The following is a 12,143-nucleotide window of genomic DNA, read 5'->3' as shown; positions in this document are numbered from 1 at the left end:
ATATATTTGAAAAATCGCTGATATAAATTTCACGTACTCTCATTCCTGTTATAAAGCCGCACCTTTCCCGCGCTCTTCCTTAAACTGCACCCCGAAAGTATCCGCTGTAATTTCATCAGCTTTCGGCAATGCTCGTAATTTCGGATGAAGTAACCATACGAGAGAAATGAAGAAAATCCCGATGCTAGCGAGCGCGAAAATGAGTTGGCTACTCAATACATTTGCGGTGTATCCGCCAATTAAAGAACCGAACGGCATCGCAATTGTGCCCATACTTCGCATGACAGAGTTGATGCGTCCAATATATTGATTTGGAATTACAATTTGACTAATTGTCGCAAATAATATGTTCGTGGCTCCAATCGGAATCCAAGCTAGGCCGAATAAGAAAATAGACAGCCATTGAAACGGTACAATTGTAGAGAGAAACCAAAAGATAGCGCCAGTTGCAAAGCTAATAATGGAGACGCGGCCAACGTTACGTTTGCCAACCCATGAACTGAATAGTGCTCCAATTAAACTGCCGGCGGATATAGCTGCTAAGAAGAAACCATATGATTTCACGCCGCCTAAAGAATCAGCGAAAGAAGGGAGTATTGCCATCGTCATACCGATTGAAAAATTGGCAACAACGGAACCAATTAAGAAAACGCCCATTAATGAACGGAAGACGATTGAAAACCCTTCTTTTAAATCAGAGAAATATTGTTTCGTTGAAAGTGAGGTGCCCGTTTCGGTTTGCTTTGGCATTTTTAATGAAAAGAACAAAAGGGCAGTAATCGCGAATGTGAAAGAGTCGATTACATATAAAGTGATTGCTCCAAATAGTGTTACTAATATGCCAGAAAGCGTCGTGCAAATTAAATCAATGCCTTGATATGCAAATGAAAAGAGTGAATTTCCTTTTAATAATTGTGTTTTATGCAGTAGAAGTGGTAAAGCTTTCGATTGTGCGGGATAGGCGAATTGTTCGATAAAGGCTACGATGGGCATGATGATGAGTAGTAGTTGGACTGTTAATAGATCGAAGTAGTGTGTAATAGGAATGATTAATATAAGAATGCATTGCAAAACTTGTGTGATGACGAGGGTGTTTTTAATGGACCATCTATCAACGAATGGACCGGTAAGAAATTGAAGTGCAGAAGGTAATAACGTAAGAAAACCAGCTAATCCAGAATAAAAAGGATTACCACTTAATTTGTATACGAGCCACATCGCCGCTACATAATACAAACTATCTCCTATGTTTGTAAAAATTCTTCCTAAAAATAATAAGAGGAAATTCCGGTTTTTCAATATGTCCATTTAATCTACTCCTTTATAAGAAATTTATTCGGTAAAATAAATTTGACCGTTTATCCGACTTTAATGGGCAGTAAGACCCCCACCTCAAAATGCAGCGAAAGCAAAGAAGTTAGGTGGGGGTCGGGCTGCCCATTAAAGTCCGATTGGTTCAACTAATAATCAGTGGGGGATAAAGAAAACCCCCACTGATTAAAGTTTCACTTTATGTAAAAAAAATCGTATTACGATTTTTCTTCTTTTTTAATAAATTGCTGGATTGTTCTCTCAGCGATTTGAAGTGCAGTAGTAGAAATATAATAAGATTTACTATTTGGATCTTTATCCGCGTCTTTGGCGATTTCATTTAATTCAGCCATCAATTCATGAAATTTTTTCACCCATACTTGAAATTGTTCTGGCGTAGCATCAAATTCCCAGCAAGATGAAACATAATTCCAATCAGCAGGGTCTTCGCTTTCTTTTCGTAATGTAAAAGCTTCTTCTGGTGCAGCGAGAATATGGCTTTTCGTTCTTTCTGACATTTGTAAAAAGATTTGGCGGCCAGATTCGCTTACCATTTCTAAATGAGGTAATAGGTCTGCGGCAGGGGTGAAGCCCCTAGCGACAGATTGATAAAACTTTTGAACGATGCCATTCTTTTCCTCTGTATATACAATTTCTATAAAACCATTCTTTTCTAATTCCTTTAAATGATAATGAATTTTAGCCCTTGGAATGCCGAATTTCTCAGATAGTAGTTGCCCTGTATAAGGACGTTCGCATAGACGCATCATCATTTCGACACGTAGTGGATCGCTCATTGCTTTTAGTTGGCTATAAGTAGTAAGTGTGAACATGGGCTTCAAAATGATCAACTCCTTAAATGAAATTACTCGGTCAAGATTATTTGACTGAATTGTATCAAGGATTTTGATTATTTTCAATACTTTCTGAAAATTAAATATTACTCTCTGTAATCTTTTGTTCATATTCCGTTCATATTTCTTTTTTATGATAAGTGCATAGAAAGAAAGAGGAAGGAGCGAGCGAAATGTTTTTAGCTCTGCGTGAATTAAAACAATCAAAATTACGATACGGATTAATCGGACTGATTATGGTGTTATTATCATTTTTAGTTCTTGTTATTTCAGGATTAGCAAATGGATTATCATATGATAATGCTTCATCGATTCAAAATATGGAGGCAAATAAGTTCGTTTTAGCAGATGATGCGGAAAATAAATTACTTCGTTCACAAATTAAGAAAGACGATGTAGATAACGTAGTAAATCAAGTAGGCGAGAAAGAGGCTGTTCCGTTTCGTGTGAAAGTTTCAACGTATGAAAAGAAAGATAGTTCGAAAAAAGTGGATGTTGCGATTTTCTCAAGTGAACGTGATTCATTTTTAGAACCGAACATTGTAAAAGGTGCGAAATTAGGCACAGCAAATAACGAAATGGTTGCTGACGAATCCATTAAAGAAAAAGGAATCGATATTGGAGATACAATTATTGATCCTGTTTCAAAGAAGGAATTTACAATCGTTGGATTTACGAAAGATCAAATGTTTAGCCATACACCAGTCGTTTATGTAAATGAAGACGTATGGGGCGCTATTTCACAACCAAACCAAAAAGATTATAGTGCAATTGCACTTAATACAGATAAAGAGATTAAAAATGCACACGTAATTGACAAAAAAGAAGTGCTGCAAAGTATTCCAGGGTTTAAAGAAGAGCAAGGAACATTAACGATGATCATTGCATTCTTACTTGTTATCGCTGCGCTATTAATCGGAGTATTCTTCTACGTTATTACACTGCAAAAAACACAGCAATTAGGCGTATTAAAAGCAATTGGTACGAAGAACTCGTATTTAGCAAATAGTTTAGTCGTACAGGCGTTATTCTTATCAATCGTTGCGATGGTAATTAGTATTGTTCTTGTACAAGGATTAGAAACAATTTTACCAGCAGGTATGCCGTTCTTATTAACACCACCGATGATTGCACAATATGCAGCAATCTTTATCGTCATTAGTATTTTAGGAACACTTATTTCGTTATATCAAGTATTAAAAGTTGATGCGCTAGAAGCAATTGGAGGCGGGATGTAATGACTTCATTATTAAAACTAGACAAAGTAAGTAAAGTGTACGGAGAAGGGGATACGGAAGTAACAGCCCTTCATCCGATATCGCTTGATGTAAAAGCTGGAGAATTTATCGGAATCGTCGGTCCTTCTGGATCAGGGAAAAGTACGTTATTATCAATCGCGGGTGCATTATTATCACCGTCAAAAGGGGATATTTACATTCGTGAGCAAAATATTACACAGTTATCCGAAAAGGAAATGACAGACATTCGTTTGAAAAAAATTGGTTTCATTTTCCAGTTCGCAAATCTTGTTCCATATTTAAATGTAAAAGAACAATTACTTTACATTGCGAAGTTAAAAAAAGAAAGTAAACAAGAATCAGAAAAGCGTGCGGATCATTTATTAGCGGCATTTGGATTAGGAGAAAGAAAAAATCATTATCCAAATCAACTATCTGGTGGGGAAAAACAAAGGGTAGCAATCGCTCGTGCATTCATGAACAACCCAGATTTAATATTAGCAGATGAGCCAACGGCAAGCTTAGACTCAAAACGCGCACGTGAAGTTGTTGAAATGATGAAACGTGAAGTGAAAGAGAGCCAAAAAGCAGCCATTATGATTACACATGATGAAAGAATGCTTGATGTATGTGATCGTATATTGACGCTAAGAGATGGAAAGTTAATATAAAGAAAAGGGCCAACCGTACATGCGGTTGGCCTTTGTATAATTGTTTCTAATAAGTATAATGGCTTTATTTTGAGAATAACGTTTTAATTTTATTGCGAGTTACTAATAAAACGCCGCCTAATACAGATAACATACCTAAAGCCATATTATTTGATTGCTCACTACCAGCGTTAGGAAGTTCTCTAGCGTTATTGTTTGTGTTCGTAGTACCAGTCTTTGTTTCTGTTTGTTTTGATTGAGATACTTCATTAATTTTGTTATCTACATTTTGCTTCGTAGTATGTACCTCAGCTAATTTGTCCTCAATTTTTTTCTCAGTATGTTTAAAGTCGTTGATTTTAATATCTAAGTCTTGTTTTTTCTTTGTTAAATCGTCTGAAACAGTTTGTTTCGTTTGTTTAATTTCGTTAATTTTATTTAGTAAATCTTCTCTAGCTTTTTGTAATTCAGCTAGTTTATTTTTCACATCTTGTTTAGCTAGTTCTAAGTTAGCGGAAAGGCTATCTAAATTGCCTTTAATTTTCTTAAGTTCCTCTAACGTGTTACCAGTATTCGGTTTGTTTTCTTTTAGCTCAGCAAGTTTGTCCTCAGCAGTTTGTTTCGCTTTCTTTAACTCAGCTAATTTGTCATCTACTTGTTTTTTTACTTCTTTAAGTTCATTAACCTTTTGATCGATGTTCTCTTTATGTTGCTTCATTTCATTCACTTTTTCATCGACAGTTTGTTTATGTTCTTTAATCTCATTAACCTTATTATCGATATTTTGCTTATGCTCTTTCACTTCAGCAACTTTATCTTCTACTTGTTTTTTATGCTCTTTTATTTCAGCGATTTTATCTTCGGCGATTTGCTTGTCTTGCTGAAGTTTTGTATCTAATTCTTGTTTATGTTGTTTAATCTCGTTAATTTTTTCATCGGCAACTTGTTTGCGTTCATGTAGTTCATTAACCTTCGTATCAACATTTTCCTTAACTTTGTTAAGTTCATTTAATGTTTGATCCACGTTTTCTTTGTGTTGCTGCAATTTCGCATCTAACTCTTGTTTATGTTGCTTAATTTCAGCTAATCGATCTCCCGTACTTTGCTGAGGAGTAGCATCAGTTACTTCCGCATGAGCAGAGTTTGCGCCAGCAATCATTGCTAAAGCTAGTGTAGACGCAGCGATTGTTTGTTTTGTTTTCATATTTTTGTACCTCTTTTCTTTCATATGCATGAACTGTTTTGTGTAAAAATGAGCATATAGAAGTAGATTATCTTATCATTATATACTATGTTAGGCGCTTAGAGGAAGGATTTGCATAATAATCTATGATTATGTAATTTTTATAATCTTTTATTTTTGGGTAGGGGACAAATCTTTAGCTAGATGAACAATTTCTTCAATAGTAAAGTTTACATCTTTATTATTGCGGATAACAAACAAATAATCAGCCTCGTTTTCTATAGGATCTACAACATCTTCGTGAAGTGACTCAGCCTGTTGGCGATTCAGAACTTCTTTGAAACTAGAATAACTACCTCTAAAAATATTCGTACTTCGTGTGCTTCGAGCCACTCTTTCGTAAAGTACATCATCTGGAATTTCAAAGTGAACGAGTATGCGTACATATTCATTTTGTGGAAATAATTCGTTTAGTAAATATAACCTTCCATTTTTACTGCGATTGGAGTTACTAATAATAAGGTGTAAATTTGTATGTTCTTTCGCATAATCAACAATGAATTTAGAAAGACCGTGCTTAAATGTATTAGCGCCTTCAGCTGGTTGTAATTTTTCATAATGCGTGTTAATAAATTCAGCTTGGTTATCTTGATCCATAACGAAAGAGTGGGGTAACTCTTTTTCTAAAGCTTTTGCAAATGTAGTTTTACCGCTGTGCGTTTTTCCTACTGTAATAATGACGAATCGTTTCATATTGACCTCCATGTGTATTGTTATAATTTGGGGATTCGGTGTAAATTGACAATTTTCCTGCTAGAGAATATACAAAGCGCCGAAGTGATAGTAGGCTGGAAACTTGACAAAAAAACTTATTTATGCTATAATTTACCAATATAAAAATAAAGTGTATAATAGGGTTCTCCTGGCCAGGGGAACCCTATTTTTATTGTGAAAATGAAGGAGTGTATGTGCGTGAAAAAAGGTGAATCAAGTGTAACGTCGCTAGTATCAGCTTTCGGAAGAGCATATCATAGTGAATTTGATAGTCCGAAAATATTTGATGATTATGTAGCTAAAGAGTTCATATCGCCAAAAGAACGTAACGACATTGAAACGAACATGGTTCAAGGAATACATTTTTTCAATACAGACATTGCACAGCAGTTTCAAGACAATCTGAAAGAAATATTAAAATGGATTACGCAAGTTCAATTATCACCAACACCTTTAGCGCGTGCGGCATATTGTGAAAGAGTTTTATTACATGAAATTACATTAGGTGCAAAACAATATGTCATACTCGGTGCAGGCTTAGATACGTTCAGTTTTAGACACCGAGAATTAGAAAATAAAATAGAAATATTTGAAGTGGATCATCCTTCTACGCAACAGTTTAAGCAGGAAAGAATAAAAGAAGCAGAACTTGAAGTTCCAAATAATATTCATTTTGTTGCGATGGATTTCACGAAAGGATTTTCCTATGAACAGTTACGGAATGAAGGATTTGAAAATAAAAAAACGTTCTTTAGCCTTTTAGGTGTGTCGTATTATTTAACAAAAGGGGAGCTTTCTAGTTTAATAGAATGTTTATTCGAGATGGTTTCGGAAGGGAGCTCTATCGTTTTTGATTATCCAGATGAAAACTTATTTACAGAAAAGGGACTGTCTAATCGAGTTGAAAACATGGTAAAAATGGCTGCAGTAGGCGGAGAACCGATGAAATCATGTTATTCTTACGCCGAAATGGAAGCACTGTTAGAGAAGGCGGGCTTACTCATTTATGAGCATTTATCACCAGAAGATATAAATGCATTCTATTTTGAAGGACGAAATGATTATTTGAAAGCTTTTGAGACGGTGCATTATGTGCATGCGGTGAAAAAGTAGAGGATTAGTAGGCATGGGGAGAAATCTCTGTGTCTTTTTTTGTGGAAGAACAAGTGGGAAAAATATTAACTAGGAAGGGAAATTCGATAATGTAAAGAATATGAAGTATGAATGTAACAAATTAAGTAGTGAAGCAAAGGTTATCGAAATTAGCAGATGTATTAGTCAACCATTCTACGAAAGTGCGACCTGGTGATCAAGTGTTGATCCAAAGTGTTACAGAGATAGCCCCCGGAGTCGTTCGTGAAATTATTAAGTCAGTGGAAAAAGCAGGTGGATATGCGCATGTATCAATGCGCGACGTGTCTGTTACGAGGCAATTAATTTTGTCAGGATCTGAAGAACAATTTAAGTTATTAGCAGATTGGGAATGTTACCGATTAAGTAAGATGCAAGTGTATATTAATCTTCGTAGTCCTAGAAATGCATATGAATTAGCGGATGTACCGGCAGAAAAAATGAAGTTATATCAAACAATATTTGGAAAAGCTCATAGTGAAGCAGTGTATAAAACGAGATGGGTGACAACTCGTATTCCGAATGCGGCTTCTGCACAAGAAGCAAATATGAGCACGGAGGCTTATGAAAAATTCTACTATGATGTATGTACGCTAGATTATAACAACATGTCGAAAGCAATGGAGCCATTAAAAAAATTAATGGAAAAGACAAAACGAGTGAGGATTATTGGAGAAGGAACGGATTTGGAGTTTTCCATTGAAGAAATAGGCGTTTTAAAGGGGGATGGTACGGATAATATCCCGGATGGCGAAATATATACAGCACCTGTCAAAGATTCTGTAAATGGAGTAATAACATTTAATACAGTTTCCGTTCAACAAGGTTATGCGTTTCAAAATATAAAGTTACATGTTAAACAGGGGAAAATAATAGAGGCATATGCAAATGATACAGAGGGAATGAACCGAATTCTTGATAGAGCAAGATATATTGGAGAGTTCGCGCTAGCTTTTAACCCCTACATACTACATCCGATGAATAATACGTTATTTGATGAAAAAATAAATGGTAGTTTTCATCTAGCGATTGGAGATTCATTGCAAGGTGCAGACAACGGAAATAATTCAGCGATACATTGGGACTTAGTAAACATTCAAAGACCAGAGTATGGTGGGGTGAAATTTGGTTTGATGATGTATTGATTAGGAAAGATGGGGATTTTGTTTTGCCAGAGTTATTTGGATTAAATGAAGAAAAGTTAAAGAGATAAACTGAAAACCAACAAATCCTCTTAAAAAACACTTAACTTTTAACTCCATCTATCTTTACAATCTCTCCCTATAATGTGAATTGGACAAGCACCTAAGAGAAGGCAGAACATGTCAGTTTGTACATTCTATTATTAGGGGGAGAATTTGTATGAAAAAGACAGTTGCTTCGTTAGTGGTTATGGCGGCATTATTACCGACATTTTCAGCATATGCGGAAGGGAAAGAGCAAGTTCGAAAATCAGCTACAACTTTTAACGTTATTAGTGACATTCAAGGTGATTTAGGAGATTTTGATCATGTATTAAAAGATATGAACAAAGTGACGCCACTTTCTAGAGCGCTTATTATGAATGGGGATATAACGCCAACTGGACAACAGTCACAATATGATGATGTGAAGCGTGTGTTAAACAAAAATAAGCATCCAGAGAATGTATGGTCAACTGTTGGGAATCATGAGTTTTACGCTGGAAAATGGACAGCTGATGGGAAGTTATCTCAAAGTACATGGCCAAATGGTGTAATTGAGGAAACTTTATTTAACCGCTATCTGAAATTTAGCGGACAAGAAAAGGTATATCATAAAAAAGAATTAGACGGTTATCCGCTTTTATTTTTAGGAACGGAAAAATATATGAAATACCACGATTCAAAAATGTGGGATGAAGTATATATGAGTGATGAACAATTAGGTTGGTTAAAGCAAAATTTAGAAGAATATAGTCAAAAAGATAAAAACAAGCCGATTTTCATTTTTTCTCATCACGTTTTACCTGATACTGTGTCTGGATCAAGACAGTCACCATATTTAAATGACTATTTAAACGTGGATAAATTGTACGATATATTAAAAGATTACCCGCAAGTTGTTTTCTTCACGAGCCACACGCACTGGGATTTAAATTTACCGGATTGGGCTGGTAAAAAGAAAATTGCAGGCGGAGATGAAAAAGGATTTACAGTTGTAAATACGGGTGGTATTGAAACGGGCTGGATGTCGGCTGGACCAAATGGAGGAGAGAAGACTGCTCCTGATGGCTCTTCATTCAAACAAGGGTTGCAAGTGAAAGCATATGGCAGCGATGTAATGGTGACAGCTTACGATTACAAACGTGATAAGGAAATAAAGAAATTGTTAATTAGTGATTCGAAAATTGCACAAATAGCACCAAATGTAACGGCAGATGATAGTAAAAACGTAATCGTCGGTGCAACAGAATACATGGAGTACGCTGTAGAAGGAGCGGACGAGTGGCATACTTATAATCCAGGAAACCCACCCAAATTTGACGGGGACAAAATCGTATACGTACGCCATAAAGGCGAAATGAATTTAGAACCAGGATTAACACAGCTACTTCGTTTTTCGGCAAATAAATGATTGGAAGAGGGCCTACTTTTTATCGAGTGGGTCCTTCTATGTTGCCAGTTTTTGTGGATAAATCGATATCTTATGTCGAATCGTCGATATAAATTTCATGTACCGTAATATGGTTAAAATCATTATTATAATTTCATGTACCGTATTGAAGATAAAACCTTTAATGCAATTCCATTCGCCAAAACCGAATTCCAACACATTTTTATCCAAGAAAGATGACTTCATCATTTTTACATGCAATAATAGTATCGTTACATACATTGTGAAAGAAGTACAAAGGAGCGTTATTCATGAATTTAGCTAAATTCCCGAGAAAAAAATATACAGAATCATATACACCAATTGAGAAATTAAACAATTTTTCTGAGGCACTTGGCGGGCCGACTATTTATTTTAAACGAGATGATTTACTTGGTTTAACAGCTGGTGGTAATAAGACGAGAAAGTTAGAGTTTCTAGTTGCGGATGCACAGGCAAAGGGGGCAGATACGTTAATTACAGCTGGTGGTATTCAGTCAAACCATTGCCGCCTAACACTGGCAGCTGCGGTAAAAGAAAAAATGAAATGTATTCTTGTATTAGAAGAAGGGCTTGAGCCAGAAGAGAAGCCAGATTTTAACGGAAACTATTTCTTATATCATTTACTAGGTGCTGAAAATGTCATTGTTGTACGAAACGGAGCAGATCTTATGGAAGAGATGCATAAAGTCGCGAAAGAAGTTAGTGAAAAAGGTAGTACACCATATGTAATTCCGGTTGGTGGATCAAATCCTACTGGCGCAATGGGGTACGTTGCTTGTGCGCAAGAAATTATGGCGCAATCATTTGACCAAGGAATTGATTTCAGTTCAGTCGTTTGCGTAAGTGGTAGCGGCGGTATGCACGCTGGTTTAATTACTGGTTTTGCTGGAACACAAAGTAACATTCCAGTAATCGGCATTAACGTAAGTAGAGGAAAAGCAGAGCAAGAAGAGAAAGTAGCAAAACTTGTAGATGAAACGTCAGCTCACGTTGGTATTCCAAACTTTATCCCGCGCGAAGCTGTTACATGCTTTGATGAATATGTAGGACCAGGTTATGCGTTACCAACGCCGGAAATGGTGGAAGCAGTGCAATTACTTGCGAAAACAGAAGGTATTTTACTGGATCCAGTGTATACAGGTAAAGCAGTAGCGGGGCTAATCGACTTAATTAGAAAAGGTACATTTAAAAAAGAAGACAACATTTTATTCGTACATTCAGGTGGTTCACCAGCTTTATATGCGAATACGTCTTTATTTGTGTAAGTGTAAAAAGCATTGGGTATCCAATGCTTTTTTGTTATATAATGGAATTATTAGAAGGTGAGAGGAGGGCGTATATGAGTTCAAGCTTAAAATGGATTATATACACGGTACTCAGCATTTCTATTTTACTAATTTTATTTGTAGCTTATGGGATTTATTTATATTTTACTTAAGTGAAATGGTAACCAAACCAAAGGAAAAATAAAATGATCGCTGTGTTAAATAGAGTAAAACATAACCCGATAATGGCTAAATTTTTTTCTCAGCTCGGCTACAAAAAGAGATGACCGCTAATAGGATCGCTATGACAGCGGAAGCTAATATGAAGTAGGCGAAAGGCACGATATATTCTACTCCAACTCGGTCTAAAATAGGTGTGAAGAGAAAGAGATTAATAGTAACGAATATACTTACAAGAAGAAATGTATAACTTTTCCAAGTGTATGTTTGTAACTGCATGGAACGATACTCCTTTCTCTTTATTATTTATATTTTTAAGTTTAAATTAATTACCTTTATTTTATAAATTAAAATATTTCGTATTGAAAAGAGGTTATTAATATGAAAGTTAGAAATTGGCCTCTAGTTATGATTAGTATCTGTATATTCATAATAACCGGCTGTTCAATTGGACTAGAAAATGAAGAGCAAAGAATCGAAGTGCACAAAAATATTGGTGATAATGAATATGAAGATTTTAAGGTAGTGACAGATAATAATGAAGTAATGCAAGTAAAGAAAATATTAAAGGATACTACTTTTGAAAATAAAAAAGTGGAAATGTCTCGTCCAGCTGATTATCATTTTGTTTTTCAATTTAAAAATCCGAAAATAGAGGCGAAAGCTGTGTTGTATCAAATTTGGATAAGCCCTAATAAGGATAAAGTGGAAATCATCTCGGGTGGTAATCGGTACGCTCAATTAGAAGGAAAAAATGCGGCTACTTTGTTTCGGATTGTTACAGGGGAAAAGTTAGCTGAGTAAACTATATTGGGTTATAGGAATTCAGTTTATATTTTTCATTTTGAGAGATAATTAGTTTTCAACAATAATAGCTATCTTTTTATGTTGGAATAAACATTGAGAATCGGATAAAATGGAAATTAGACATTGGATTCATG

10 protein-coding genes and 2 pseudogenes are annotated in these 12,143 nt (G+C 35.5%); 7 read left to right on the top strand and 5 right to left on the bottom strand.

The window, feature by feature from the left end; all coding sequences use genetic code 11:
* Positions 1 to 48: 48 nt before the first annotated feature.
* Positions 49 to 1,308, bottom strand: a complete 1,260-nt coding sequence (locus PDQ68_RS18525) for an MFS transporter (protein WP_061182974.1) — start codon at positions 1,306 to 1,308, stop codon at positions 49 to 51.
* Between the two features lie 221 nt (positions 1,309 to 1,529).
* A complete protein-coding gene (locus PDQ68_RS18520; protein ID WP_061182973.1) occupies positions 1,530 to 2,153 on the bottom strand; it encodes an ArsR/SmtB family transcription factor in 624 nt (207 codons plus the stop codon).
* 185 nt (positions 2,154 to 2,338) lie between these two features.
* Between PDQ68_RS18520 and PDQ68_RS18515 the strand changes: the two genes are divergently transcribed.
* Positions 2,339 to 3,403 carry an ABC transporter permease gene (locus PDQ68_RS18515; RefSeq protein ID WP_061182972.1) on the top strand — a complete coding sequence of 355 codons (1,065 nt, stop codon included), beginning with the start codon at positions 2,339 to 2,341 and terminating at the stop codon, positions 3,401 to 3,403.
* Positions 3,403 to 4,074, top strand: a complete 672-nt coding sequence (locus tag PDQ68_RS18510) for an ABC transporter ATP-binding protein (protein ID WP_061182971.1) — start codon at positions 3,403 to 3,405, stop codon at positions 4,072 to 4,074. Before PDQ68_RS18515 ends, PDQ68_RS18510 begins: the two co-directional genes overlap by 1 nt.
* A 64-nt stretch (positions 4,075 to 4,138) precedes the next feature.
* On the opposite strand, the gene PDQ68_RS18505 is transcribed toward PDQ68_RS18510, so the two are convergent.
* On the bottom strand, positions 4,139 to 5,257 hold the full coding sequence (locus tag PDQ68_RS18505) for an LPXTG cell wall anchor domain-containing protein (protein WP_016717984.1): 1,119 nt from the start codon (positions 5,255 to 5,257) through the stop codon (positions 4,139 to 4,141).
* A 150-nt stretch (positions 5,258 to 5,407) separates the two neighbouring features.
* On the bottom strand, positions 5,408 to 6,001 hold the full coding sequence (locus PDQ68_RS18500; RefSeq protein WP_141114915.1) for an ATP-binding protein: 594 nt from the start codon (positions 5,999 to 6,001) through the stop codon (positions 5,408 to 5,410).
* A 201-nt stretch (positions 6,002 to 6,202) separates the two neighbouring features.
* Here PDQ68_RS18500 and PDQ68_RS18495 point away from each other — a divergent pair, with 201 nt between their 5' ends.
* From PDQ68_RS18495 to cuyA, 4 genes and pseudogenes are all read left to right on the top strand, one after another.
* Positions 6,203 to 7,123, top strand: coding sequence for a class I SAM-dependent methyltransferase (locus PDQ68_RS18495; RefSeq protein WP_033677850.1), 921 nt, complete (start codon positions 6,203 to 6,205; stop codon positions 7,121 to 7,123).
* Positions 7,124 to 7,251: 128 nt separating this feature from the next.
* Positions 7,252 to 8,354 (top strand): annotated as a pseudogene (locus PDQ68_RS18490) (aminopeptidase).
* Positions 8,355 to 8,503: 149 nt separating this feature from the next.
* Positions 8,504 to 9,736, top strand: a complete 1,233-nt coding sequence (locus PDQ68_RS18485; protein ID WP_061182968.1) for a DUF4073 domain-containing protein — start codon at positions 8,504 to 8,506, stop codon at positions 9,734 to 9,736.
* A 290-nt stretch (positions 9,737 to 10,026) separates the two neighbouring features.
* Positions 10,027 to 11,022, top strand: a complete 996-nt coding sequence (gene cuyA, locus PDQ68_RS18480; protein WP_001046592.1) for a D-cysteate sulfo-lyase — start codon at positions 10,027 to 10,029, stop codon at positions 11,020 to 11,022.
* Positions 11,023 to 11,191: 169 nt separating this feature from the next.
* Here cuyA and PDQ68_RS18475 read toward each other — a convergent pair.
* Positions 11,192 to 11,481 (bottom strand): annotated as a pseudogene (locus tag PDQ68_RS18475) (hypothetical protein).
* A 102-nt stretch (positions 11,482 to 11,583) separates the two neighbouring features.
* Between PDQ68_RS18475 and PDQ68_RS18470 the strand changes: the two are divergent.
* The gene (locus PDQ68_RS18470; protein WP_061182966.1) at positions 11,584 to 12,006 is read left to right on the top strand and encodes a YhfM domain-containing protein; all 423 of its coding nucleotides are present in this window, start codon (positions 11,584 to 11,586) and stop codon (positions 12,004 to 12,006) included.
* Positions 12,007 to 12,143 lie beyond the last annotated feature (137 nt).

Origin of the sequence: Bacillus cereus group sp. Bc010 (assembly GCF_027716745.1) — a bacterium.
Lineage (GTDB): Bacteria > Bacillota > Bacilli > Bacillales > Bacillaceae_G > Bacillus_A > Bacillus_A pacificus.
Note: the sequence above shows the minus strand (reverse complement) of the source record. Positions and strands in the feature narration are given on the sequence as shown.

Bases quoted from the DNA above. Each gene is read 5' to 3' on its own strand.
- PDQ68_RS18525 (WP_061182974.1), bottom strand. From the start codon at position 1,308: ATGGACATATTGAAAAACCGGAATTTCCTCTTATTATTTTTAGGAAGA.
- PDQ68_RS18515 (WP_061182972.1), top strand. From the start codon at position 2,339: ATGTTTTTAGCTCTGCGTGAATTAAAACAATCAAAATTACGATACGGA.
- PDQ68_RS18510 (WP_061182971.1), top strand. From the start codon at position 3,403: ATGACTTCATTATTAAAACTAGACAAAGTAAGTAAAGTGTACGGAGAA.
- PDQ68_RS18505 (WP_016717984.1), bottom strand. From the start codon at position 5,257: ATGAAAACAAAACAAACAATCGCTGCGTCTACACTAGCTTTAGCAATG.
- PDQ68_RS18500 (WP_141114915.1), bottom strand. From the start codon at position 6,001: ATGGAGGTCAATATGAAACGATTCGTCATTATTACAGTAGGAAAAACG.
- PDQ68_RS18495 (WP_033677850.1), top strand. From the start codon at position 6,203: ATGTGCGTGAAAAAAGGTGAATCAAGTGTAACGTCGCTAGTATCAGCT.
- PDQ68_RS18485 (WP_061182968.1), top strand. From the start codon at position 8,504: ATGAAAAAGACAGTTGCTTCGTTAGTGGTTATGGCGGCATTATTACCG.
- cuyA (WP_001046592.1), top strand. From the start codon at position 10,027: ATGAATTTAGCTAAATTCCCGAGAAAAAAATATACAGAATCATATACA.
- PDQ68_RS18470 (WP_061182966.1), top strand. From the start codon at position 11,584: ATGAAAGTTAGAAATTGGCCTCTAGTTATGATTAGTATCTGTATATTC.